At 68.4% G+C, this 24,118-nt stretch carries 21 protein-coding genes; 11 read left to right on the top strand and 10 right to left on the bottom strand.

The features are described from left to right. The first annotated feature begins 152 nt into the window (after positions 1-152). Both U5817_RS21690 and U5817_RS21685 read left to right on the top strand, forming a co-directional pair. Complete coding sequence (locus tag U5817_RS21690; RefSeq protein ID WP_407278783.1) at positions 153-809, top strand: hypothetical protein; 657 nt, start codon at positions 153-155, stop codon at positions 807-809. A 174-nt stretch (positions 810-983) separates the two neighbouring features. Next, positions 984-1,292 carry a c-type cytochrome gene (locus U5817_RS21685; protein WP_169127444.1) on the top strand — a complete coding sequence of 103 codons (309 nt, stop codon included), beginning with the start codon at positions 984-986 and terminating at the stop codon, positions 1,290-1,292. A gap of 66 nt (positions 1,293-1,358) precedes the next feature. Here the strand turns inward: U5817_RS21685 and U5817_RS21680 are convergent, their stop codons facing one another. Together U5817_RS21680 and U5817_RS21675 are read right to left on the bottom strand one after the other, a co-directional pair. Further along, entirely contained in the window at positions 1,359-2,495 is a 1,137-nt protein-coding gene (locus U5817_RS21680) for an EAL and HDOD domain-containing protein (RefSeq protein WP_169127442.1), read from the bottom strand. Positions 2,496-2,499: 4 nt separating this feature from the next. Further along, positions 2,500-3,519, bottom strand: a complete 1,020-nt coding sequence (locus U5817_RS21675; protein WP_407278782.1) for a CDP-6-deoxy-delta-3,4-glucoseen reductase — start codon at positions 3,517-3,519, stop codon at positions 2,500-2,502. A gap of 21 nt (positions 3,520-3,540) precedes the next feature. Here U5817_RS21675 and U5817_RS21670 point away from each other — a divergent pair, with 21 nt between their 5' ends. Genes U5817_RS21670 through U5817_RS21660 form a run of 3 tightly spaced genes read left to right on the top strand, consistent with a single transcriptional unit; the run spans position 3,541 to position 6,063 of the window. After that, complete coding sequence (locus tag U5817_RS21670; RefSeq protein ID WP_169127438.1) at positions 3,541-4,425, top strand: SDR family oxidoreductase; 885 nt, start codon at positions 3,541-3,543, stop codon at positions 4,423-4,425. 9 nt (positions 4,426-4,434) lie between these two features. Continuing rightward, complete coding sequence (locus U5817_RS21665; protein WP_169127436.1) at positions 4,435-4,845, top strand: CopD family protein; 411 nt, start codon at positions 4,435-4,437, stop codon at positions 4,843-4,845. 57 nt (positions 4,846-4,902) lie between these two features. Further along, a complete protein-coding gene (locus tag U5817_RS21660) occupies positions 4,903-6,063 on the top strand; it encodes a class I SAM-dependent RNA methyltransferase (RefSeq protein ID WP_407278780.1) in 1,161 nt (386 codons plus the stop codon). A 131-nt stretch (positions 6,064-6,194) separates the two neighbouring features. Here U5817_RS21660 and U5817_RS21655 read toward each other — a convergent pair whose 3' ends face one another. Further along, a complete protein-coding gene (locus U5817_RS21655; protein ID WP_169127432.1) occupies positions 6,195-7,328 on the bottom strand; it encodes a PilT/PilU family type 4a pilus ATPase in 1,134 nt (377 codons plus the stop codon). A gap of 136 nt (positions 7,329-7,464) precedes the next feature. Continuing rightward, entirely contained in the window at positions 7,465-8,505 is a 1,041-nt protein-coding gene (locus U5817_RS21650) for a type IV pilus twitching motility protein PilT (RefSeq protein WP_169127430.1), read from the bottom strand. 102 nt (positions 8,506-8,607) lie between these two features. Between U5817_RS21650 and U5817_RS21645 the strand changes: the two genes are divergently transcribed. The 5 genes from U5817_RS21645 to U5817_RS21625 all read left to right on the top strand — a co-directional run bounded on the left by U5817_RS21645 (position 8,608) and on the right by U5817_RS21625 (position 12,543). Beyond that, positions 8,608-9,309, top strand: a complete 702-nt coding sequence (locus tag U5817_RS21645; protein ID WP_407278779.1) for a YggS family pyridoxal phosphate-dependent enzyme — start codon at positions 8,608-8,610, stop codon at positions 9,307-9,309. A gap of 23 nt (positions 9,310-9,332) precedes the next feature. Further along, positions 9,333-10,145, top strand: a complete 813-nt coding sequence (gene proC, locus U5817_RS21640) for a pyrroline-5-carboxylate reductase (RefSeq protein WP_169127462.1) — start codon at positions 9,333-9,335, stop codon at positions 10,143-10,145. 4 nt (positions 10,146-10,149) lie between these two features. Beyond that, positions 10,150-10,728: a YggT family protein gene (locus U5817_RS21635; protein WP_169127426.1), complete on the top strand. Its 579-nt coding sequence runs from the start codon at positions 10,150-10,152 to the stop codon at positions 10,726-10,728. A 2-nt stretch (positions 10,729-10,730) separates the two neighbouring features. Then, positions 10,731-11,024, top strand: a complete 294-nt coding sequence (locus U5817_RS21630) for a DUF167 family protein (protein WP_169127424.1) — start codon at positions 10,731-10,733, stop codon at positions 11,022-11,024. Positions 11,025-11,121: 97 nt separating this feature from the next. Beyond that, on the top strand, positions 11,122-12,543 hold the full coding sequence (locus U5817_RS21625; protein ID WP_407278778.1) for a pyridoxal phosphate-dependent decarboxylase family protein: 1,422 nt from the start codon (positions 11,122-11,124) through the stop codon (positions 12,541-12,543). A gap of 45 nt (positions 12,544-12,588) precedes the next feature. Here U5817_RS21625 and U5817_RS21620 read toward each other — a convergent pair whose 3' ends face one another. From U5817_RS21620 to U5817_RS21600, 5 genes are read right to left on the bottom strand one after another with little or no spacing between them, the layout of a single operon-like run. Then, positions 12,589-13,869, bottom strand: a complete 1,281-nt coding sequence (locus tag U5817_RS21620; RefSeq protein ID WP_169127420.1) for a dihydroorotase — start codon at positions 13,867-13,869, stop codon at positions 12,589-12,591. Beyond that, positions 13,869-14,843: an aspartate carbamoyltransferase catalytic subunit gene (locus U5817_RS21615; RefSeq protein WP_169127418.1), complete on the bottom strand. Its 975-nt coding sequence runs from the start codon at positions 14,841-14,843 to the stop codon at positions 13,869-13,871. Before U5817_RS21615 ends, U5817_RS21620 begins: the two co-directional genes overlap by 1 nt. Continuing rightward, entirely contained in the window at positions 14,836-15,336 is a 501-nt protein-coding gene (gene pyrR, locus U5817_RS21610) for a bifunctional pyr operon transcriptional regulator/uracil phosphoribosyltransferase PyrR (RefSeq protein WP_169127416.1), read from the bottom strand. The genes U5817_RS21615 and pyrR overlap by 8 nt, the downstream gene beginning before the upstream one ends. After that, on the bottom strand, positions 15,323-15,802 hold the full coding sequence (gene ruvX, locus U5817_RS21605) for a Holliday junction resolvase RuvX (protein WP_169127414.1): 480 nt from the start codon (positions 15,800-15,802) through the stop codon (positions 15,323-15,325). The genes pyrR and ruvX overlap by 14 nt, the downstream gene beginning before the upstream one ends. Continuing rightward, a complete protein-coding gene (locus U5817_RS21600; protein ID WP_169127412.1) occupies positions 15,795-16,361 on the bottom strand; it encodes a YqgE/AlgH family protein in 567 nt (188 codons plus the stop codon). The genes ruvX and U5817_RS21600 overlap by 8 nt, the downstream gene beginning before the upstream one ends. 94 nt (positions 16,362-16,455) lie before the next feature. Between U5817_RS21600 and U5817_RS21595 the strand changes: the two genes are divergently transcribed. After that, the gene (locus tag U5817_RS21595; RefSeq protein ID WP_407278777.1) at positions 16,456-17,895 is read left to right on the top strand and encodes a cryptochrome/photolyase family protein; all 1,440 of its coding nucleotides are present in this window, start codon (positions 16,456-16,458) and stop codon (positions 17,893-17,895) included. Positions 17,896-17,909: 14 nt separating this feature from the next. Here U5817_RS21595 and U5817_RS21590 read toward each other — a convergent pair whose 3' ends face one another. Continuing rightward, positions 17,910-24,089: an Hpt domain-containing protein gene (locus U5817_RS21590; protein WP_407278776.1), complete on the bottom strand. Its 6,180-nt coding sequence runs from the start codon at positions 24,087-24,089 to the stop codon at positions 17,910-17,912. Positions 24,090-24,118: the final 29 nt, after the last annotated feature.

The following is a 24,118-nucleotide window of genomic DNA, read 5'->3' as shown; positions in this document are numbered from 1 at the left end:
CCGTCGGTTTGTCGCGGCTGCATGCGTCGGCGTCGCAGGAGTGCGTTAGCATCGCGTTTTCACACAAGGGGAAGGGTATGGTCGGGGAGCAGAATAATGGACCCAAGCGTGCAGGCCTGCGGCAAGCCGCACTGATCGGGGCCGCGTTCATCTTGGCCTGTGCAGCCGCTCCTGCGCTGGCCGAGCGGCCGATGGCGGTGGATGATGCGGCCACCGGCGAGAAGGGCAGCGCAGAGCTGGAATTCGGCTGGGTGCGTGACGACAAGGAACGCGGCGGCGAGGCGTCGATCGCCTACATCCCGGTCGACAAGCTCAAAATCGAACTCGGTTATTCGCACACGCGCGACCACCAGCCGGGACCGTCGCTGTGGGCGCACGGAGTGGGCGTGGCGGTGAAATGGGTGCCCCTGCAGGCCGAAACGGGCCTGTCGGCCGGCCTCAAGTACGACTACGAGCGGGCCCGCGTCGACCTCCGCGGCGAACCGGATGAGGTCGCCCGCGCAAACACGCTTACCGCCTTGTCGAGCTGGGGCTTCGCGTCGGGCCAGCGCGTGCACCTGAACCTCGGTCGGGAATGGGTGCGGGTCAGCGGCACGAACGAGGTCGTCAACATCTGGGGTATCGGCTTCGAGCAGCCGCTGGGCGACCGGCTGACCCTGGGCGCCGAAGTGTTCGGTGCGGAGGACGCACGCCCGGACCGCCAGATCGGCCTGCGTTACGAAGTCGTCGACGGCTTCACCGTGTCCGCAGCGATCGGGCGGGGCAGCGACCGCAATATCGCCAATGTGGGGTGTGCCTGGGAGTTCTGACGCGCGCATTCGTGTCAACGCTCCTCCGGTGAGGGGCGTTAATTGCATGGGTCGGACGATCCGGCGAGGCTGCAGGGGACGCCAAATTGCAAGACGCGTTTTCCGGGTAGTCAAGGCGGGGATGCTTGGTTTAATATCCGGCCGGTTTCACACCACCATCTAAAGGAAAAGAGCATGAAAGTTTTCGTTGCTGCCGCGGTTGCCGCGGGCCTTCTCTCCGCCGCTCCGGCTTTCGCTTCCGCTGACCTGGCCAAGGCCAAGAACTGCCTCGCCTGTCACGCCGTAGACAAGAAGCTGGTCGGCCCGTCCTACCAGGACGTCGCCAAGAAGTACGCTGGCGACGCTGGTGCGGCTGCCAAGCTGGCCGAGAAGATCCAGAAGGGTGGTTCGGGTGTCTGGGGCACGATGCCGATGCCGGCCAACCCGCAGGTCAACGCCGAAGAAGCCAAGACCCTGGCTGCCTGGGTCCTGTCGCAGAAGTAATCGGCTCCGGTCGATGCAAAAAAGCCAGCCCGCGGGCTGGCTTTTTTTCGTCTGCCAGTCGGGCGCTCAGGACTGCAGGCTGTCGGCGAAGCCGAGCGCGCCGACGATCGCGCGGTTGATCTGCTCGGGCGCGAGCTGCAGCTCGGCCGCCTGCTTCTGCAGTTCCGTCGCGTCGAAGGACTCGCACAGGCGCGCAAGCTTGAGGAAGGGGGCGTAGGGGCCCTGCTCGAGCAGCAGCGCATCGGTGATCGCCGAGGGTAGGTGCATCTCCTCGAGTACGCTCTGCATCGACGTGCCCAGCAGGGCGTTGAGCAGCGAGAAGGCGCCTGTGATGAACAGGTTGTCGAGCTCCGACTTGTCGAAGAAGGATGCGCCGATCTGCTCCATGAAGCGCCCGCGCGCGATCGAGGTCTGCATCATCGCCGGCGCCCCCGGATCGCGGCTCGCGCTGACCAGCAGCAGCGACAGCCACTTGTTCAGGTTGGTGTAGCCGAGGATGCTCACCGCGTGGCGGAAGGACTGGATCTCGCAGCTCAGGCCGAAACCCGCCGAGTTGATGTAGCGCAGCAGCTTGTACGACACAGCGACGTCCTGCCGCAGCACCGCCTCGATCTCCTTGATGTCGGCATTGTTGCGCACGAGGTTAAGGAGTCGCACGATCTGCGCGTGCGCGGGTGACAGCTCCTTGGCTGCCGGGTTGCCGTACAGGAAGAACCAACCCGAGGCGCCGTCGAAGCCCGCCTGGACGGATTCCTGGAAGGCGTTCACGTTGGGTAGCCCCCAGGCGAGCGTGATGCCGGGCGAGCCGGCCGGTGTCGCGTGCCGGCGGCGGTCCATCAGCACGAAGCGCCAGTCGATGTCCGGCGGCAGGGCGGTGCCCGGGGCGAACCAGCTCAGGCACATGCTGATCCCGGCGTCGCGCAGCTGCGGCAGCAGCGCCTGCGCCTGCGGATGCGCGAGTGCCTGCGCGGGGATCTCCACCATCGCGTTGGGGGGAGCCTGCCAGTTCATCAGCTCGGGTGTCGGCACCAGCCGGCCGAGGCAGACGAACACCGTGTGGTGGGTCGGCCAGATGTCCGCGAGGCTGTTCAGCGTCTCGACCACCGCGCCGATGTTGGGCCCGTGGGCGACGAGCCGGTTCGCCGTGATCGCACGATTCCGGTTGACGACGGGTTCGCGGGTAAGGATCGTGGTCTGGGTCATGAGCTCAGCGTGCGTCGGTGGCGAAGGTAAAGGCGTCGGCGAAGAACGCGTCCGGCGGCAGCCCGCACTGTGCGGCAAGTTCGTCGCGCGCGGCGTCGATCATGGCCGGTGATCCGCAGGCATAGACTTCGTGCGCCGACAGGTCGGGCAGGTCCTCGATCACTGCGCGGTGCACGAGCCCGGTGCGCCCGTGCCAGTCGTCCGCGGCTGCCGCTTCGGACAATACCGGAATGTAGCGGAAGCCGGGCAGGGATTGTTCCCACGAGCGCGCGAGCTCGTCCATGTAGAGACCGGGACGATTGCGCGAGCCCCAGTAAAGCGTCATCGGTCGCGCAATGCCGGCATGGATCGCGTACTCGACGATGCTCTTGATCGGTGCGAAACCGGTTCCGCCAGCAATCAGCACGACTGGCGCCCGCGACTCCTCGTGCAGGCCGAAGCTGCCGAGCGGTCCCTCGAAACGCAGGATGTCGCGCTCCTTCATGCCGTTGAAGACGTGTTCGGTGAACGCGCCGCCGGGCACGAGGCGCACGTGCAGTTCCATGGCGTCCTCGCGATGCGGGGCGTTCGCGATCGAGAAGCTGCGACGGCGGCCGTCGGCGAGCAGGAAATCGACGTACTGGCCGGCGCGGAAGCGGAAGGGCTCGCTCGCGGGGAGCTTCAGTTCGATCACCATCACGTCCGGCGCGGCACGGGTCAGGCGCTGCACGCGACACGGGAGCTTCTTGATCGGGATGTCGCCGGCGCGGCTCACGTTGCGCGCCTCGAGGGTCAGGTCCGAATGCGCATGGGCGCTGCAGAAGAGCGTCATGCCGGCGGCGCGGTCCGCGTCGCTGAGCGCGGTCGCCGCGCCGGTGAGGGTGACCTCGCCGCGGATGACCTTGCCCTTGCACGCGCCGCAGGCGCCGTCGCGGCAGCCGTAGGGAAGTACGAGGCCTGCGGCGAGGGCTGCCTCGAGGATGGTCTGGTCCGCATCGGCCTGGAATTGCTGGCCACCTGGCTCGAGTGAAATCTGGAACGACATCGGGCGTGAGATAATCCGTCGATGAAAAGAATATTGATCGTCGGCAGCGGTGACGTGGCCCGGCGCGCGATTCCGTGGCTCGTGCAGCGCTTCAGGGTGTTCGCCCTGGTGCGCGATGCAGGCGGGCTCGCCGGATTGCGTGCGCTCGGCGTGACGCCGGTGTTCGCGGATCTCGACGACCGGCGCAGCCTGCGGCGCTTGGCCGGGATCGCGGATGCTGTCATGCATTTCGCGCCTCCCCCCGACCGCGGCACGCGGGATACCCGTACGGCAAGACTGCTGGCGGCACTTGCGTGCGGGTCGAGTCTACCACAGCGCCTCGTCTATATAAGTACGACGGGCGTGTATGGCGATTGCGGCGGTCGGTATATCGACGAGAGCCAGCCCTGCCATCCGCAGACCGCGCGGGCACAGCGTCGCGTCGATGCGGAGCGTCGGCTGCGCGGTTTTGGCGCGCGCAACGGCGTGCGGGTGAGCGTGCTGCGTGCGCCGGGCATCTATGCCGGCGATCGTCTGCCGGTGGCTCGCCTGGAGCGTGGCGAGCCGGTGCTGCGCGCGGAAGAGGACGTCCACACCAATCACATCCACGCCGACGATCTCGCGCGCCTGGCATGCCTCGCGCTTTTTCGCGCCGGGGCGGGACGCGTCTACAATGCCGTCGATGATACCCGCATGAAGATGGGCGAGTATTTCGACTTCGCCGCCGATACCTTCGGCCTGCCGCGGCCGCAGCGTCTCTCCCGCGCGGAACTTGCGTCACGCCTTTCGCCGATGGCCTTGTCCTTCATGGGCGAGTCGCGCCAGCTGGACAATCGCCGCATCCGGCGGGAGCTGCGGGCGCGCCTGCTGTACCCGACCGTGCGCGAAGGCTTCGCCGCGGCGCTCAATCGCAAACAATCAAGTTAGGAGTAGTCGATGCTGGTAGTGAAAGCCCTGCACATTTCCTTCGTCGTCGCCTGGTTCGCCGGCCTGTTCTACCTGCCGCGCCTGTTTGTGAACCACGCGATGGTGGATGATGCAGCGACGCGCGAGCGGCTCGCGCTGATGGAGCACAAGCTCTATCGCTTCATGACGCCGCTGGGCATCCTCGCGGTCGTGCTCGGCTTCTGGCTGTGGTTCGGCTATGGATTCTCGGGCGGCTGGCTGCACGCCAAGACCGCGCTGGTGAGCTTCCTGATCGTCTACCACCTGTACTGCGGCAGGCTCGTGCGCGATTTCGCCGCCGGGCGCAACACGCGCAGCCACAAGTGGTACCGCGTGTTCAACGAGGTGCCGGTGCTGGTGTTGTTCACGGTCGTGTTCCTGGTCGTGCTGAAGCCGTTCTGATCGGCCTCGTCCGCGCGCTGTTTCCATTTTCGTCCGCTCTGAATTTCTCTGGTCCTCATGTCCGAATCCTTCTTTTCCCCCTGTCCGCGCGGTCTCGAGCCGATGCTTGCCGAGGAACTTGCCGCGCTCGGGGCGCGGGACGTCGAGGCAACCCATGGCGGCGTCGGCTTCTCCGGCGACTGGCAGACCTGCTATCGCGCCAATCTCGAGAGTCGGCTCGCCACCCGCGTGATGTGGCGCCTCGCGCAGGGACGCTACCAGTCCGAAGAGGACATCTACCGGCTCGCCTATGGCGCGACCTGGGCGAAATGGTTCACCGTCGACGACACGATCCGCATCTACGTGACGGCGAAGCAGTCGCCCCTGAAGAGCCTCGAGTTCATCACGCTGAAGATCAAGGATGCGGTGTGCGATCACTTTCGCACCGTGACCGGCAAGCGCCCCAGCGTCGATACCGCGGACCCGGCGGTGCGCATCCACGCCTTCCTGACGCGCGACCGTGTCACGCTGTATCTCGATACCTCCGGCGAGCCGCTGTACAAGCGCGGTTACAAGCCCGCCGCCGTCGAGGCGCCGCTGAAGGAGAACCTCGCTGCGGGCATCCTGCGCATCAGCGGTTGGCAACCCGGTGAGGCGCTGATCGACCCGATGTGCGGCAGCGGCACTTTCCTCATCGAGGCGGCGCAGATTGCGCTCGACATCGCGCCCGGTCTCGGGCGCAGCTTCGCGTTCGAGCGTTTCCGCCATTTCGACCGCGCAGCCTGGGCGGCCATACGCAAGGCCGCGGAGGGGCGGCGCAAGCCGGTGCGGCCGCTGCGGATCTATGGCTCGGACGTGGTCGGCGAACAGGTGCGGCGCACGCGCGTGAATCTGCAGTCGGCCGGGCTGGCCGACTGCGTGACGCTCGACCGCGCGGACTTCCTGACGCGCGAGGCGCCCGCTCCCGAAGGCGTGATGGTGACGAATCCGCCCTACGGCGTGCGCATCGGCGAGGCGGAGGAGCTGGCGGCGCTGTATCCACAGTTCGGCGACGCGCTGAAGAAGCGCTGGAGTGGGTGGCGCTGCTATTTCTTGAGTGCGGATGCGGCGCTACCCAAGCTGATCGGCCTGAAGGCGAGCAAGCGCACGCCGCTGTTCAACGGCGCGCTCGAGTGCCGCGTGTTCGAGTACAAGATGATTGCCGGTAGCAATCGGCGCAAGGCGGCGGAAGAGGGCTGACGACCGAGAAGTCCCGTGGGAGCGGCTTCAGCCGCGAATCGGCCCGTTCGCGGCTGAAGCCGCTCCCACGAAGTCGGTTGCCGGATTCGACATGAGCGGAATCCGGCCGCGCAGTAGATTTATTCGCAAACTCAAACGATGTCGAGGTGCTGGATCCCTGATACGAGATCCTTCTCGCCGAGCTTGCTGTTGAGCTTGATCTGCAGGCGCAAGTCGTTCACCGAGTCGGCGTTGCGCAGGGCGTCCTCGTAGGTGATCCGCTCCTCCTCGTAGAGGTCGAAGAGCGCCTGGTCGAAGGTCTGCATCCCGAGTTCGCGCGAGCGCTTCATCACTTCCTTGATGCCGGGCACCTCGCCCTTGAAGATCAGGTCGGAGATCAGCGGCGAGTTGAGCAGCACCTCGACGGCCGGCACGCGTCCCTTCTCGCCCTTCTTCGGCAGCAGGCGCTGCGAGATCAGCGCGCGCAGGTTGAGCGAGAGGTCCATCAGCAGCTGCTGGCGGCGGTCTTCCGGGAAGAAGTTGATGATGCGGTCGAGCGCCTGGTTGGCGCTGTTCGCGTGCAGCGTGGCGAGGCACAGGTGGCCGGTCTCGGCGAAAGCGATCGCGTAGTCCATCGTTTCGCGGTCGCGGATTTCGCCCATCAGGATCACGTCGGGGGCCTGGCGCAGGGTGTTCTTCAGCGCCGCTTCCCAGGTGTCGGTGTCGATGCCGATCTCGCGCTGCGTGACGATGCAGTTCTTGTGCAGATGCACGTATTCGATCGGGTCCTCGACGGTGATGATGTGGCCGTAGGAGTGCTCGTTGCGGAAGTCCACCATCGCGGCGAGCGAGGTCGTCTTGCCGGTACCGGTGCCGCCGACGAAGATCACGAGACCGCGCTTGGCCATCGCGACGTCGCGCAGCACCGCGGGCATGCCCAGATCGTCGAAGGTCGGGATCTTCTGCGCGATCGTGCGCAGCACGAGGCCGACCTTGCCCTGCTGGATGAAGGCGTTGGCGCGGAAACGGCCGATGCCCGCGGGCGAGATCGCGAAGTTGCATTCCTTGGTCGATTCGAACTCCGCGGCCTGGCGGTCGTTCATGACCGCGCGCGCGAGCTCGGCGGTGTGCTGCTGCGTGAGCGACTGGTTGGACTGCGGGATGACGCGTCCGTCGACCTTGATCGCGGGCGGGAAGCCGGCGGTGATGAAGAGGTCGGAGCCGTTCTTCTGCACCATCAGCCTGAGCAGGTCGTGCATGAACTTGAGGGCCTGATCGCGTTCCATGTGTTGCGCTCCAGCGGAATTTCGGGGTGCCGCAAAAAAGAATTATGTTCCTCGCGCGCGCCGGAGGGAACGGCGCGGCTGGCGGGACGCGACGGCGGGTGTGACGTGGTGGTCGTCCCGCTGCGCGGGGCAGAGATCAGCCGAAGTTGTCCTTGTTCTGCGCCTTCATCTTGGCTTCGGCGGGCGACACGATGTTGCGGCGCACGAGATCGAGCAGGCACTGGTCCAGCGTCTGCATGCCGACGTTCTGGCCGGTCTGGATCGACGAGTACATCTGGGCGATCTTGTTCTCGCGGATCAGGTTGCGGATGGCGGGGGTGCCGATCATGATCTCGTGGGCGGCGACGCGACCCTGGCCGTCCTTGGTCTTCAGCAGGGTCTGCGAGATGACGGCGCGCAGCGACTCGGACAGCATCGAGCGCACCATCTCCTTCTCGGCGGCCGGGAAGACGTCGACGATACGGTCGATGGTCTTGGCGGCCGAGGAGGTGTGCAGGGTGCCGAACACCAGGTGGCCCGTCTCGGCGCCGGTGAGTGCGAGGCGGATGGTTTCGAGGTCGCGCATTTCGCCGACCAGGATCACGTCCGGGTCCTCGCGTAGCGCCGAACGCAGCGCGTTGTTGAAGGACAGCGTGTCGCGCGCGACTTCGCGCTGGTTGATCAGGCAACGCTTCGACTCATGCACGAATTCGATCGGGTCCTCGATGGTGAGGATGTGGCCGTATTCGTTGTCGTTGATGTGGTCGACCATTGCCGCGAGCGTCGTCGACTTGCCCGAGCCGGTCGGCCCGGTGACGAGCACGATGCCACGCGGCTGGTTGGAGATGTCCTTGAAGATCTTCGGGCAGTTGAGCTCCTCGAGCGTCAGCACCTTGGACGGAATGGTCCGGAACACGGCGGCCGCGCCACGGTTCTGGTTGAAGGCGTTGACGCGGAAGCGCGCGAGGTTGGGCACCGCGAACGAGAAGTCGCACTCCAGCACTTCCTCGTACTGCTTGCGCTGCTGGTCGTTCATGATGTCGTACACCATGGAGTGCACGTCCTTGTGCTCCATCGGCGGCAGGTTGATGCGCCGCACGTCGCCATGCACGCGGATCATGGGCGGCAGGCCGGATGAGAGATGGAGGTCGGAGGCCTTGTTCTTGACCGCAAAGGCCAGCAGTTCGGTGATGTCCATGGATTCTTCGACGGAATTCGGAAGGGTGCGCGCGGAAAGGCCGGCTGCGGCGCGATGCTATACTCGCCCGGGCCGGATTTTCGAGACCAGTGCCGCCGCTATATGACAACAATCGCCGCCAACTTGCAAGCCGTGCGCGAGCGCGTCGCCAATGCCGCGATCGCCGCGGGGCGCCGGCCCGGGGAGGTCGCGCTGCTGGCCGTCAGCAAAACCTGGCCGGCATATTGCGTGGCCGAGGCGGCCGATGCCGGGCAGCGCCTGTTCGGCGAGAACTACGTGCAGGAAGGGGTGGCGAAGGTCGCCGAACTGAAGGCGCGTGGATTGGAATGGCACTTCATCGGGCCGCTGCAGAGCAACAAGACGCGCCCCGTTGCGGCGCACTTCGACTGGGTGCATTCGGTCGACCGCCTGAAGCTCGCCGAGCGCCTGTCCGAGCAGCGCGACGCGGAGACGGCGCCGCTGAACGTGTGCATCCAGGTGAACGTGAGCGGCGAGGCGAGCAAGAGCGGGGTGGCGCCGGACGAGGTGCCCGGACTTGCGCGGCAGGTGGCGGCCTTGCCGCGGCTGCGCCTGCGCGGACTGATGGCGATTCCCGAGCCCGACGGCGACGAGGCGCTGCTGCGCAGCCGCTTCGCGACGCTGCGTCGGCTGCGCGACGAACTCAATGCTGCAGGTTTGGCGCTCGACACGTTGTCGATGGGGATGTCGCACGATCTCGAACTGGCGATCGCCGAAGGGGCGACCATGGTGCGGGTGGGCACCGCGATTTTCGGAACACGCAAGGCGCGTGAGGAACGGACATGACGGGAAAGGACGTGGCGGAACGGATCAGGATCAGTTTCCTGGGGGGCGGCAACATGGCGTCGGCGCTGATCGGCGGCATGCTGGAGCGCGGCTTCGCTGCGGCCGACATCCAGGTGGTGGAGTTGCAGGAAGAAGGGCGCAAGCGCCTGGAGGAGCGTTTCGGCGTGCGCGCGGTGGGCGCGGTCGATGACGCGCTGCTCGATTGCGACGTGCTGGTGCTGGCGGTGAAGCCGCAGCAGATGAAGGCGGCGCTCGCGCCGCTGGCGGGCCGGCTGGCGCGCCAAGTGGTGGTGAGCATCGCCGCCGGACTGCGGCTGGCGGACATCGGCCGCTGGTTGGGCGGCTACGCGCGGCTCGTGCGGGTGATGCCGAACACGCCGGCGCTGATCGGCGCGGGGGTGTCGGGGCTGTATGCGGACCCGTCGGTGGACGCCGCCGGGCGCGCCGCGACCGAGCGCGTGCTGGCCGCGGTCGGCAGTACGGCGTGGATCGCCGATGAGGCGCAGATGGATGCGGTGACGGCGGTGTCGGGCAGCGGTCCGGCCTATGTCTTCCACTTCATCGAGGCGCTGGAGGCGGCCGGCGCGTCGCTCGGCTTCGATGCGGCGACGGCACGCAAGCTCGCGATCGACACGGTGCTGGGCGCGGCGAAGCTCGCGGCCGGCTCAGACGAGGCGCCGGGCGTGCTGCGCGAGCGCGTCACCTCGAAGGGCGGCACGACCGAGGCGGCACTCGCGAGCATGAAGGCATCGGGCTTCTTTGACGCGATCGCCGCCGCGGTGAAGGCCGCCGAGGTGCGCGGGCGCGAACTCGGCGAACAACTGGGCAAGGACTGACGCGATGCTGGGCAACGTACTGCTGCTGGTCCTCGACACGGCCTTCGGCTTCATCACCCTGATGCTGCTGGCACGCTTCTTCATGCAGTGGCAGCGCGTGTCCTTCCGCAACCAGGTGGGAGCCTTCGTCGTTGCGACCACCGACTGGATCGTGCGGCCGCTGCGCCGCGTGATCCCGGGCGTGATGGGGCTCGATCTCGCGAGCCTGCTGCCGGCGTGGGTGCTGCAGACGCTGTTCGTGTTCATCGAACTGTCGCTGCGCGGCGCAGCGCTCAACGGCAATCCCGGTGGCCTGATCCTCGGCCTGTGGGGGCTGGGGCTGCTGGAAGTCGCCCGCATGGCGATCTACCTGGTGTTCGGCGTGGTGCTGATGTCGGCGATCCTGTCGTGGGTGAGCCCGCATGCGCCGGCCGCGCCCGTCTTCCACAATCTCTCCGCGCCCTTCCTGCGTCCGTTCCGGCGCATCCTCCCGCCGATCGCCAATGTGGACCTGTCGCCGCTGGTGTTGCTGCTGGTGCTGCAGATCGTGCTGATGCTGCTGGGCGGGCTGCGCGGGAATTTCGCGTCGCTGCTGGTCGGGTGAGCATGGAATGGCTGCGCGAGGCGGCCGACGGCGGCCTCGTGCTGACGCTGCACATCCAGCCGGGCGCGAAGAAGACCGAATTCGTCGGCCTGCATGGCGAGGCGATGAAGATCCGCCTGGCCGCGCCGCCCGTGGACGGTAAGGCGAATGCGGCGCTGTGCGCCTTTCTCGCCGACTTCTGCAAGCTTCCGAAATCTGCCGTGACGCTGCTCAGCGGTGAGACTTCGCGAGCCAAGCGGGTGCGCATAGCGGGCGGCGACGCAGGGCTCGCAGCACGACTCCGCCTCCTCGGCTAGACTGCCTCTACGGCCTCGGGAGGGCGGCGCGCCCGCGACCGTTCCCCCTGCCTGCCGGCAGCCGTCGGCGGGCGCGCAGACGCGACGGAGGTGCGCGATGTCCGATGATGGCCGGGCGGCACTGGAGAGGGCATATGCGCATGCCCTCGGATTCGACGAGGCGCGACGGTCGCGTTCCCCGAACGTGCTAGCCGGCGTCGAGGCCCTGCGCGCCGCGCTCGACGGGCCGACGCCGGAGCAGGGTACATCCGCCGCGGTCGTCATCGACAATCTGATACGCGGTGCCGAACCGGGCGTGATGGGGACGACCGGCGGGCGATTCTTCGGCTGGGTCATCGGCGCCTCGCATCCGGCGGGGGTTGCCGCCGACTGGCTCACCAGCCTCTGGGGACAGAACGGCGGCAGTTTCTACGCGGCGCCCGCGAACGCCGTCGCCGAGCAGGTCGCGGCGCGCTGGTTACTCGATCTGCTGGGGCTGCCGCCCGAGTCGTCGGTCGGCTTCACGACCGGCGCGACGATGGCAAATTTCGTCTGTCTCGCGGCGGCGCGCAACAAGCTGCTGCGCGAGGCGGGCTGGGACGTCGAGGCGGACGGCCTGCATGGCGCCCCGCCTTTGCGCGTGTGCATCGGGGACGACGCGCATGCGACGGTTTTTTCGGCGTTGCGTTATCTGGGCTTGGGATATCGGCGCGTGACGCGGGTCGCGACGGACGCCGCCGGCCGGATGGACGCGTCGGCCTTGAGCGATGCGCTGTCGGGCGAGCTCGGGCCGCTGGTCGTAATCGCGCAGGCAGGGCAGATCAACACCGGCGCGTTCGATCCGTTCGACGAGATCGCCGAACTCACGCACGAGTGTGGCGGGTGGGTGCATGTGGACGGGGCCTTCGGCCTTTGGGCTCGGACCTGTCCGGAGCGTGCGGCGCTCGCCGCGGGCGCGGAGAAGGCGGATTCCTGGGCGACCGACGGCCACAAGTGGCTTCAGACGCCCTACGACTGTGGCTATGCAATCGTGCGCGACGCGCAGGCGCATCGCGAGGCGATGACGGTCGGGGCGAGCTATTTGCCGACGACGGGCGAGGATATCCGCGATCCGCTGCATTTCGCGCCCGAGCTATCGCGCCGGGCTCGTGGCTTCGCAACCTGGACGATGCTGCGCGTGCTGGGGCGTGAGGGGATCGCGGCGATGGTCGGACGGCATTGTGCGCTCGCGCGGCGCATGGCCGACCGCTTGGCGGCTGAGTCGGGGATCGAAGTGCTTAACGACGTGGAACTGAATCAGTTCGTCGTGCGCTTCGGCGCAGCGGCTGGGTCGCCGGAGGAGGGCGATGCGCTGACGAAGGCGGTGATTGCGCGCACCCAGGCGGCGGGCGTGTGCTATGTCGGCGGCGGAAGCTGGCGAGAGCGCTGGGTGATGCGGGTGTCGGTGATCTCATGGCCGACGACGGAGGCCGATGTAGATATGTCGACCGACTCGATCATCGCGGCGTGGCGCGAGGTGAACGAGAGGGGCGTGGGTTGAAACGGGCGCCCGCAGCCGGGCGCCCGTGCGGCACGCGCAGCGATCTCAGCCCAGTTCGTGCATGACCTGGCCTTCGACCAGGGTGTAGTGCACGCGGCCGGGCAGTTCCAGGCCGAGGAAGGGCGTGTTCTTGCCCTGGCTGCGCAGGTTGTCGCGGCTCACGGTGGTGTGGGCGGCGGGGTCGAACAGGCACAGGTCGGCACGCGCGCCGGGCGTCAGGTGGCCGGCCTTGGTGATGCCGACGATGCGCGCGGCATCCGAGGTCACGCGCGCCAGCGCCTTCACCAGCGGCAGGCCCGTCTCCTGCGCCCACTTGAGGGTGAGCGGCAGCAGCAGTTCGAGGCCGGTCGCGCCGGGTTCCGATTCGCTGAAGGGGGTGAGCTTGCCGTCGTCGTCCACCGGCGTGTGGTCCGAGCACAGCGCGTTGATCCGGCCGTCGGCGAGCCCCTGGCGCAGCGCGTCGCGGTCGCGCTGGCTGCGCAGCGGCGGCACGAGGTGGCAGTTGCTGTTGAAGTAGCCGATGTCCATGTCGGACAGGTGCAGGTGGTTGATCGACACGTCGCAGGTGATGTCCATGCCGTCGGCGCGGGCCTGCTCGACCAGCGCGAGGCCTTCGGCGCTGGACAGGCGTGTGACGTGCAGCCGCGCGCCGGTGGCGCGGGCGAGCTGGATGTAGGTGTACAGCGCGATCGTCTCAGCGGCGACGGGAATGCCGGGCAGGCCCAGGCGCGAGGCGACCTCGCCGTCGTGCGCGACGCCATTGCGGCCGAGGAAGGGCGCGAGCGGTTGCAGCCAGACGCGGAAACCGAAGGTCGCGGCGTACTGCATCGCGCGCATCAGCACGTTGTTGTCGACGATGGGCACGTTGGCCTGGCTGAAGGCGACGCAGCCGGCTTCCACCAGTTCGGCCATCTCGGACAGGCGCTCGCCCTTGAGACCGATGGTCAGCGCCCCGACCGGGTAGACGTGGGCGCGATTGAGCTTCTTCGCGCGGTAGCACAGCATCTCGACGAGACCGGGTTCGTCGAGTGCGGGGTCGGTGTCGGGCGGGATCGCGAGGCTGGTGACGCCGCCGGCCATCGCCGCGTCCATCTCGGATTCGAGCGTCGCGCGGTATTCGAAGCCGGGCTCGCGCAGGCGCGCCGCGAGATCGATGAGGCCCGGGGCGACGACGAGATTGGCGGCGTCGATCGTGCGCTCCGCGGCGAAACCGTCCGGCGCCGCGCCGGTCGCGACGATCTTGCCGTCGGCGAGATACAGGTCGCGCTGGTCGTCGAGGCCGTTCGCGGGGTCGATGACGCGGCCGTTGGTGATGCGGATCTTCATTACTTGTTGCTCCCTTGCTGGCCGGCCAGCATGCTCATGACGGCCATGCGGACCGCGATGCCGAAGGTGACCTGGGGCAGGATCACGGCCTGCGCGCCGTCGGCGACGGAGGAATCGATCTCGACGCCGCGGTTCATCGGTCCCGGGTGCATGACGATGGCGTCGGGCTTGGCGAGCGCCAGCTTCTCGGCGGTGAGACCCCACACCTTGTAGTATTCCTGCGGGGTCGGCAGCAGCGCGCCGTTCATCCGCTCGTTCTGCAGGCGCAGCATCATGACGACGTCGACGCCCTTGAGGCCCTCGCGGATGTCGTGGAAGACGCGCACGCCCATGCGCTCGACCTCGGTCGGCAGCAGCGTCTTGGGGCCGATGACGCGTACCTCGGGCACGCCCAGCGTGGTCAGCGCGGCGATCTGCGAGCGCGCCACGCGCGAGTGCAGCACGTCGCCGACGATCGCGACGGTGAGGTTCGTGAAGTCCTTCTTGTAGTGCCGGATGGTGTACATGTCGAGCAGGCCCTGCGTCGGATGCGCATGGCGTCCGTCGCCGGCATTGACGACGTGGATGTGGTCGCGCCCGGTCGCGAGGAGATGCTGCGCGATCAGGAAGGGCGCGCCGCTCGCGGCATGGCGCACGACGAACATGTCGGCCTGCATCGCGCACAGGTTGTCGACCGTATCGAGCAGGCTCTCGCCCTTGGCCGTGGAGCTGGTCGATACGTTGAGGTTGACGACGTCGGCCGACAGGCGCTTCGCGGCGATCTCGAAGGTCGTGCGGGTGCGCGTGGAGTTCTCGAAGAACAGGTTGAAGATGCTCTTGCCGCGCAAGAGCGGCAGCTTCTTGACTTCGCGTTCGGCGACTTCGGTGAACGGGGCGGCGGTGTCGAGGATCGCGGTGATGACGTCGCGCGGCAGGCCGTCGATCGTCAGCAGGTGCTGCAGTTCGCCGTGTTTGTTGAGCTGGGGGTTATGCATCGATCAGCCTCAGGGTGAGCGCGCCGGCAGCGTCGGTCTCGAGCTGCAGGTTCTGGCTTGCGGGCAGGGGTTGGGGCAGGGTGAGGGCGCAGTAGCGCGCGGCAATCGGCAACTCGCGGCCGCCGCGGTCGACGAGCACGGCAAGGTCGACGCGCGCGGGGCGGCCGAAGTCGAACAATTCGTTGATCGCGGCGCGCGTCGTGCGCCCGGTGTAGAGCACGTCATCGACGATGATGACGTGGGCGGCTTCGACGTCGAACGGGATCTCGGTGCGCTTGGGCTGGGGATGCAGGCCCTTGGAGCCGAAGTCGTCGCGATAGAAGGACACGTCGATCGAGCCGGTCGGGTGCTTCAGGCCGAGGGCCTGGTGCAGGCGTTCGGCCAGCCACACGCCGCCCGTGTGGATGCCCACCAGTGCGGTGTCGGGCGTCACGTGCGGCCGCATCTGCTCGACCAGGGTCTGGAAGAGCGCTTCGGCATCAAGCTTTTGCATGTTGGAGGGTGTCCAGGAAGTGTTGCAGGATGATCTGGGCGGCGACTGCGTCGAGCACCGGCTTGCGTGCTTGCCAACTGCGCTGCCCCGCTTCCTCCAACGCGGCTTCGGCCGCGGCGGAGGACAGGCGTTCGTCGCTTTCCATGACCGGCAGGCGATAGCGGCCGTGCAGCTGGTTTGCGAAGCGGCGGCAGCGGGCGGTCATTTCGTGCGGAGTGCCGTCGAGGTGGCAGGGGATGCCGACGACGAGGCCGACGGGGCGCCACTCGGCGATGAGTTTTTCGATGGCGGCGAAGCGCGGCGCGTTGGCCTCGCCGCTGATGGTCACGAGTGCGCTGGCCCGGCCGGTCTCGAGTTCGCCGACGGCGACGCCGAGGCGCACGAGACCGAAGTCGAAGCCGAGCAGGGTGCCGCGCGCGGGGAGGTCCGGGGTTGGCCGAGGTTCGGGCGCGGCCGCCTCAGGCATGCCCGGCCGTCTCGCTGAGGTTCGTGAAGTCGATGCCGAGCTTCTGCATGGCGGCGGCGAGGCGCTCCTCGGGCGGCAGGTCGAAGACGATGGAGAGATCGGCGCGCACGGTCAGCCACGCGTTGTCGGCGATCTCCTGTTCGAGCTGGCCGGCGGTCCAGCCGGCGTAGCCCAGCGTCACGAGCACGTCGGCGGGCTGGCCGGTGCTGCCGATGGCCTGCAGGATGTCGCGTGAGCTGGTCAGGCCGGCTTCGTCATTCACGTTCAGGGTGGAGTGCCATTCGCCCGCGGGCCGATGCAGCACGAAGCCGCGGTCGGTCTGCACCGGGCCGCCGAAGTACACCGGCTGGTCGGCGAAGCCCGCGGCGTCGAGCGGCAGTTCGACGCGCTCGAAGAGCGTGGCGAGCGTCATGTCGATCGGCCGGTTGACGATGATCCCGAGCGCGCCCTGGTCGTTGTGCTCGGCGATGTAGGTCAGCGTGCGCGAGAAATTCGGATCGGCCATGCTGGGCATGGCGATCAGGAAATGATGCGTGAGGTTCGACATGATTTCGCTCATGGCTGCATTTTAGCCTCTCGCGCGCGGCATGGAGCAGGAACCTGTGCGGCATGGGTGCGTCAGAATGCGACTTTCCGAATTCCCGGGTTTCTTCATGTCCTCAGCTCTCGTGTGGTTTCGCCGCGACCTGCGCAGTTTCGATCACGCTGCGCTGTATCACGCGCTGCGTCGCTTCGGGCGGGTCCATTGCGTCTTCGTGTTCGATACGGAGATTCTCGACGCACTGCCGAGCCGCAGCGACCGGCGCGTCGAGTTCATCTGGCGCAGCGTGCAGGAGCTCGACGCTGCGCTCGACGCCCTGTCGCGCCGGGCGGGCGGGAGCGGATCGGGCCTGATCGTGCGACACGGGCGCGCCGATGAGCTGATCCCGGCCCTGGCGGCGCAACTCGGCGTGGAGGCGGTGCTGAGCAATCGCGACTACGAACCGGCGGCGATCGCGCGCGACCGGCGCGTGGCGGAGCGGCTTGCGGAAGCGCGGATCGGCTTCGAGGACTTCAAGGACCAGGTGATCTTCGAGCGAGACGAGATCCTGACCCAGGGCGGCCAGCCGTACAGCGTATTCACGCCCTACCGCAACGCGTGGCTGAAGAAGCTCGACGGCTTTTATGTGCAGGCCTACCCGGTGGAGCGCTACGCCGCGCAGCTCGCGCCCAAGGCCGCGGGCGAGCGCGTGCCCGGCCTCGAGGAGCTGGGGTTCGTGCCGACCAACCTCGCCGGGCTGCGCATGCCGACCGGCATGAACGGCGGCCGGGCGCTGTTCGCGGACTTCGCCGGGCGCATCGGGCGCTATCGCGAGGCGCGCGACTTTCCCGCCGTCAAGGGCGTGTCCTACCTGTCCACGCACCTGCGCTTCGGCACCGTGTCCGTCCGCGAACTGGCGGCGTTCGCATGGGCCGACGGCGGCGCCGGGGCGCAGAGCTGGCTCGGCGAACTGGTGTGGCGCGACTTCTACCACATGATCCTGTGGCACCACCCACGCGTCGTGACGGGGAGCTTCAGGCCCGAGTACGACCGGATCGCGTGGGACGCGGCGCCGGAGCTGTTTGCGGCGTGGTGCGAGGGACGCACCGGGTATCCGCTGGTCGATGCGGCGATGCGCCAGCTCGACGCCACGGGCTACATGCACAACCGGCTGCGCATGATCGTGGCGTCCTTCCTCACCAAGGACTTGGGCGTCGACTGGCGGCGCGGCGAGCGCCATTTCGCCGACCATCTGCTGGACTACGACCTCGCGGCCAACAACGGCGGATGGCAGTGGGCGGCGTCGACGGGCTGCGACGCGCAGCCGTATTTCCGCATCTTCAATCCGGTCACGCAGTCGCTGCGCTTCGATCCGGAGGGGCGCTTCGTCCGTCGCTACCTGCCGGAACTCGCGCGCGTGCCGGACAAGTACGTCCATGCGCCGTGGAAGATGGGCGCGGCGGACCAGACGGCTGCGGGCGTGCGTATCGGCCGGGACTACCCGGTGCCGGTGGTCGATCACGCCACGGCGCGCGAGCGTACGCTCGCGCGCTTTGCCGTGGCGCGGGACTGAGCCGGGCGGCGCGATCAGGCCTCCGCGCGCGCCTTCCCGGTGTAGTGCTGCAGCAGGGCCAGCAGCTCGCCTTCCTCGTAGGGTTTGCCGAGATACTCGCTGGCGCCGATCTTCTCGGCCAACTGGCGATGCTTGTCCGCCAGGCGCGAGGTGATCATGATCACCGGCACGTCGCGCGTGCGCTCATCGGCGCGGATGTTGCGCAGCAGGTCGAAGCCGTCCATGCGCGGCATCTCGATGTCCGACAGGATGACGTCGGGCACCGACTCGATCAGGCGCTCCAGCGCCTCGACGCCGTCCTTGGCGGTGATCACGCGATAGCCTTCGCGTTCGAGCAGGCGGCCGGTGATCTTGCGCACCGTCAGCGAGTCGTCGACGACCATCACGGTCGGCTGGACGACCTGCGTCGCCTCGACCGGCGCGGCGGCACCCGGCGCCTGCGCCGCGCTTTCCGCCTCCGCGAGGCTGCGGCTGGCGAGCGCGACCGGGTTGAGGATCAGCACGATCTCGCCGTCGCCCAGCACCGTCGCGCCGGAAATGCCGACCACGCGAGCGAGCTGCGGGCCGGCGTTCTTGACGACGATTTCCTGGTTGCCGCGCAGCGCATCGACGTGCAGCGCGAGCGTCTGGGCGCCGGCGCGCAGCAGCAGCACCCAGTTGAAGCGCTGCTCCTCGGGCTGGCTCGCCGCGTCGCCGAGCAGGCGCGGCAGGTAGCGATAGTTGAAGTGCATGTCCTGCCAGTCCGTGCCGCCGGCGGCGCGCAGCTCCCGCAGCGCCCCGGCCTTCAGCTCCATGACCTGCGCGACCATGCTCGAGGGGATGGCGTAGGTACGCCCGCCCGCGCTGACCAGCAGGGCCTGCGTCACGGCCAGCGTGAGCGGCAGGTAGATGCGGAATTCCGTGCCGGCGCCGCGCGTCGAGCGGATGTCGATGCGCCCGCCCACCGCCGCGGTCTCGGACTTCACGACGTCCATGCCGACGCCGCGGCCGGACACCGTGGATACGTTGCTGGCGGTGGAGAAGCCGGGGAGGAAGATCAGGTTCGTCAGGCGGCGCTCGTCGGCGATCTCGGCCGGCCCGAGCAGGCCGTTAGCACGTGCCCGCTCGGCGATGCGTTCGTAATCGAGGCCGGCGCCGTCGTCGGCGAGGCTGATCGCGATTTCGTTGCCTTCCTGGCTGACGCTCAGCGTGATCTGGCCGATCTCGTTCTTGCCGGCGGCGCTGCGCGTCTCCGGGGCCTCGAGGCCGTGTGCGATGGCGTTGCGCAGCAGGTGTTCGAGCGGTGCGGTGATATGTTCCAGCACGCTGCGGTCGATCTCGATGCGACCGCCGCGCAGGTCGAGGTTGGCGCGCTTGCCGAGATCCTTGGCCGTCTGGCGCGTGACACGATAGAGGCGGTCGGCGAGGCTGTCGAAGGGCACCATGCGCACCTGCATCAGCGCCTGCTGCAGGTCGCGCGACAGGCGGGCCTGGCTGTTCAGCGCGAGTTCGGCGCCGTCGAGGTTGCGCAGCAGGCTCTGTTGCACGGTCGTGACGTCGCCGACGCTCTCCGCCATCATCCGCGTGAGCTCCTGCAGGCGGGTGTAGCGGTCCATCTCCAGCGGATCGAAGTCCCCCTCGCTGGTGCCGGTATGGGCGATGCGCGACTGCATCTGCACGTCGGCCTGGATCTCGACCTCGCGCAGCTGGTTGCGCAGGCGGATGACGTTTTCGGTCAGGTCCAGCAGCGAGCGGCGCAGCGTGCGCAGTTCGCCGGCGATGCGGGTGCGGGCGATGCCGATCTCGCCGGCTTCATTGACGAAGCGGTCGACGGTGTCGGCGCGCACGCGCAGCGTCGCCGTCGCGCTGGTTTCGCCCTCGGTCGGCGCGGCTTCGGGCGCAGCCACGGAGACCGCGACTTCGGTCGCGCCAGCGGCCGCCGGCGTTGCCGGGGCGGGTGTGCCGGTGAGCGCGCCCATCATCTGCTCGGTGCGGTCCAGTCCGCCGACGAGCTCGTCGATCATCTCGGCGGCGTCGCGCCCCGCTTCGCGGCCGGCTTCGAGCTGCGATTCGAGCTGGTGCACGTGCTCGCCGAGGCTCATCGCGCCGGCCATGCGCGCGCTGCCCTTGAGCGTGTGCAGCAGGCGGGCTGTCGCCTTGGCGTGATCGGCCGAGGGGTCGCCACTGCTCCAGCGTCGCAGCGTCGCGTGCAGATCGGCAAGCAGTTCCGCGCCTTCCTCGAGGAAGACCGGCAGGAGCTGCTCGTCGAGATCGTCGGCGACGGTCGCCGCGGGGGCTGCGGCCTCGGGGGCTTGCACAGCGGCGGACGGCTGTTCGGGAACCTCCTCCTCGATGACTGCGCCTTCCGGCTCGAAGCCGACGTCGAGGGCGAGCGTGCGGCCGATGCCGTCGAGCTGCTCGATCAGTTCGGGCACCTCGATCGGCATCTGGCGCAATGCAACCTGCGCGACCATCGCCTCGAGGGTGTCGTTGGAGCTCTTCATGACCGCGGACTGCTCGGCGGTCGGCGGGTGGGCGCCCTCTCGCAGGCGCTCGATCGCGTGCTCGAGCGCGCGTGCGAGACCTTGCACGCTCATCAGGCGCGTGGTGCCCGAGATGCCGGCAAGCGTGTGCGCGGCGCGCAGGGCGGCTTCGGCCGGGATCAGGGTGGGGTTGGCCGCGAGGCGGCCAAGTTCGTCGCGCAGGGTGCCCAGATGGTGCCGCGCCTCTCCGAGGTACAGGTCGTAGAGCGGGCGGCTGATCTCGTTGTCGCCGACGTGGACGACGTCGCGCTCGATCGGCACCTCGAGTTCCTCGAGGTCGACGGTCGCCTCCTCGATCTCCTGCGGTGCTTCGCTTGCGGCAGGGGTTTCCTCGGCAAAGGGCGTTGCGAGTGCGCCGGTCTCTTCCAGCTCGAGAGGCTCGATGGCGGCGGGGGGCTCCTCCTCGAGGGGCTCTTCCAGTTCCACCGCCTCTTCGAGATCGATGCTGTCCTCGAGATCGAGCACCTCCTCGAGTTCGGCCAGTTCCTCGAGTTCCTGTGCCTCGGCGGCGTCGGCCGCCTCCGCCTCTGTCAGCGGGATGGGCTCCTCGATTCCGGTCGTCCGTTCCAGCGCGACGTTCGTCTCGAAGCCGGGCCGCTCCCCGGTCGCCGGCGGAAGTTCGAGTTCGGGCAGGGCTTCGAGCGTGATCGCTTCTTCGGGTTCGGCGGTGAAATCGAGCGCTGGCGGCTGTTCCGCTTCCGCGGCGGGGGGCGTTGCGCCCGAGGGCTCGCCGGTTGCCAGGTCGCCGGTTTCGAGGGGGAACAGGAGCTCTTCGCCGATTACTGCCGACGGCGCTTCTTCCAGTTCCTCGAGTACGAAGGTCTCTTCAGCGGCGGGCTCGAGGGATATTTCCTCGAATGTCGCCGTCTCTTCCGGCTGTGCGATTGCACCGCTCGTCCGGAACTCGTCGAGCTGGCTCGTCTTCGGTGCGTACTCGCTCCCGGCCGCAGCTTCGAAGCCTTCGCCGGCCTCTTCCTCGTCGAGCGCGATTTCCTCGCCCGGCGCCTCGAGTTCGAGCGCCTCGAGGGATTCCTCGACGACGATCTCTTCCTCTTCGGCCGCCGGGGCTGTGACCGGCAGGATCTCGCCGCTTGCGGCCTGTTCGAGCGTCGCGAAGGCGAGGGCGGCCTCAGCGGCTGCCGCGGGTTCGGCGGCAGGCGTCGCCGCACCCTGGGGCGCCGGCTCGCTGATCGGCGTGTCGCTGCTGCGCAGGCGCTCGGCTTCCGCCATCAGGGCGGCGACGTCGCGTGCCTGGCTGCCTCCCGCCTCCAGATCGGAGACCCACGCGGAGAAGCTCTCGCAGGCATCCCCGATGAGATGGTGAAGGGCCGGGGTCGGCGGCCATTCGAGCTGGAGCCAGCGGTTGAGGGTCTGCTCCAGCCCCCAGGCAGCCTCGCCGAGATCGCGTAGGCCGACCATGCGGCCGCTGCCCTTGAGTGTGTGGAAGCCGCGCCGGATCGACGTGAGGTGCTCGGCGTTGCCCGGTGCCGTGCGCGACAGCTCGACCTGCTCGGCGATGTTGGCGAGAACCTCGTGGGCTTCCTCGATGAAGATCTCGAGCAGTTCGGCGTCGATTTCCGCGGCACTGGGCGCCGCTGCGGGCGGTGTCGTCGGGGTTGGCGCCGGAGCAAGCGCAGGTGCCGGTGTCTCGGGCGGCAACTCGATCGGAGCGAAGTCGACGTGGATCTGGGGCGGGCTCGGCTCGGCCGGTTCGAGCGGCGGCTGGAAGTTGAGGTCGGTTTCGACTTCCTCGATCGGGAGCGGAGCCTCGAGCGCTGCCTCCTCGACGGCCGGCGCTGCGGGCGCGGGAGCTTCAGCGGGCGCCGCAGCGGCGAGTTCCTCCACTTCAGCCGCGGGCGTCGCAGCGGCAGGGGGCTGCTCGGCCGCGGAGGGCGCTGCCGCTACGCCGGCTGTTGTTGCCGTGGTGGCCGGCTGAACCACTTCGGCGAAGCGCGGCAGCTCGATCGTCAGGGCGGCCGCTTCGGCGCTTGCCTGCGCGCGCCGGGCGCTCGGGTCGAGGAAGGCCTGCAGGTTCGCCGGGCCGTGCTGCAGGGCCTGGACGTAGAAACCGAGGGCCGACAGGCGCTGCGCGAGTCCTTCGAACTGGCCTGCTTCCGGCTCTGCGTCGCTCGCTGCGAGCCGGGCAACGGTGCCTGCGGCGTCGTGCACGAGCGCGATCGCGTCGGGGTCGCCGATCAGGGTCAGCGCCCCTTCCACCTGCTTGAGCGGCGTCGCGAGATTCTCGAGCGGTGCGCGCTTCTGCTGGTTGCGGAAGAAGTCGTCGAGGATCTGTTCGACCTGCGCGAGGCTCGAGAGGATCTCCCGGGCCAGCTGGCCGACCGCTTCGCGTTCCTGCAGGCGGCGTGCCGTCTCGACCGTCGGCGAGTGCTCGGCAGGTTCGACCGACTCGCCGCGCGTCACCGCGCCCAGGCGGCTGACGGTGTCAGCGACCTGCGTCGAGAAGCCCGCGTCGGGCACGACGCGGTCGAGCGCTCCTTCCGCGAGCAGTAGCGCGGTGGCGACCTCGATGGCGACCTTGTCGGTGTTCTGCAGCGGGTCCTTGCGCAGCCAGCGGACGAACTCGATCAGGGCTTCGAGCAGGCGATCGAGTGCGGGCCGCCCGAGCTGAGGCGCCTGGGCCGCGACATCGGCGAGGCCGCCGGCGAAGCGCGGCAGGGCGGCGGCATGGCCTTCCGAGAACTCGTCCCACGCGTGTTTGGTGGCGGACATCGAGGTCTGCAGCGACTTGAGCAGCGGCGCAAGCGGCGTGACGCTGACGGTCGAGCCGGCCTCGGGAATCAGGGCATGGGGGTGCCAGGTGTCGCGCACGGCCTGCTGCTGGGCGGTGCGGGCGGGGGCTTGTGCGACCCAGTACAGCAGTTCGCGGATGAAGCGATCCGGTATCGCGACGGGCGCATCGGCAAGCCGTTTGAGCTGCGCATCGAGCTGCGAGCACAGACGCTTGACCTCGGGCTGAGCCGGCAGGTCGCCGTGCGCCAGCGCTTCGAGGAAGGCCTGCGCGGCGTACCACAGGTTGGTGACGGGGGCGCCGGTATGCAGTACCTCCATGCCCTTGACGGCGTCCAGCATGGCCGAAGGGCCGGCCGAGTCGTTGGGCGTGCGTAGCCACTGCAGCAGGCCGCGCTGGAACAGGGCGCGCTGCGCCCGCAGCTGCGCCTGACGGGCTTCGTCGGTCAGCGTGACGCTGGCGATCTGGCGGCGTGGCGGACGTTGCGTGAGGTCGGGGAAGAACAGTTCGGCCGGCGTGACCGGGTCCGCGCTGCGGATGGCGTTGATTTCGCGGTACAGCGGCAGCAGGCGCAGCGGCTGATCGGCCGTGCCATGCACCAGCTCTTCGATGTAGTTGCCCATCGTCGCGAGCGCGCGCCGCGCCAGGGCGATGGTCGCTGCATCGATGGGGCGTTCGCCGCGGGCAAGCAGCCCGAGCGACTGGTCGAGCGAGGAGGCGAACTGGGTGAGGCCGTCCAGGCCGACGATCGAGAGCGCGCCGCGCACCTGATGCAGGTGGGTCTGCGCGAACTGCAGGCGGCCCGGGGCGTCGGATGCGGATAGCGCCTGTTCGAGCGACTCGTCGGCCCGCGCGAGGGCGAGGTCGATTTCGTTCTTGACCCAGGTGAGCGGGCCCAGATCCAGTTCAGAGGGGTGCGTCATGGCCGGTTCCCGAGCGAGGGGCGAGTGCG

Origin of the sequence: Aromatoleum evansii (genome assembly GCF_045689615.1) — a bacterium.
GTDB lineage: Bacteria > Pseudomonadota > Gammaproteobacteria > Burkholderiales > Rhodocyclaceae > Aromatoleum > Aromatoleum evansii.
The sequence above is the reverse complement of the archived record's forward strand: the minus strand, read 5'-3'. Positions and strand labels throughout refer to the sequence as shown.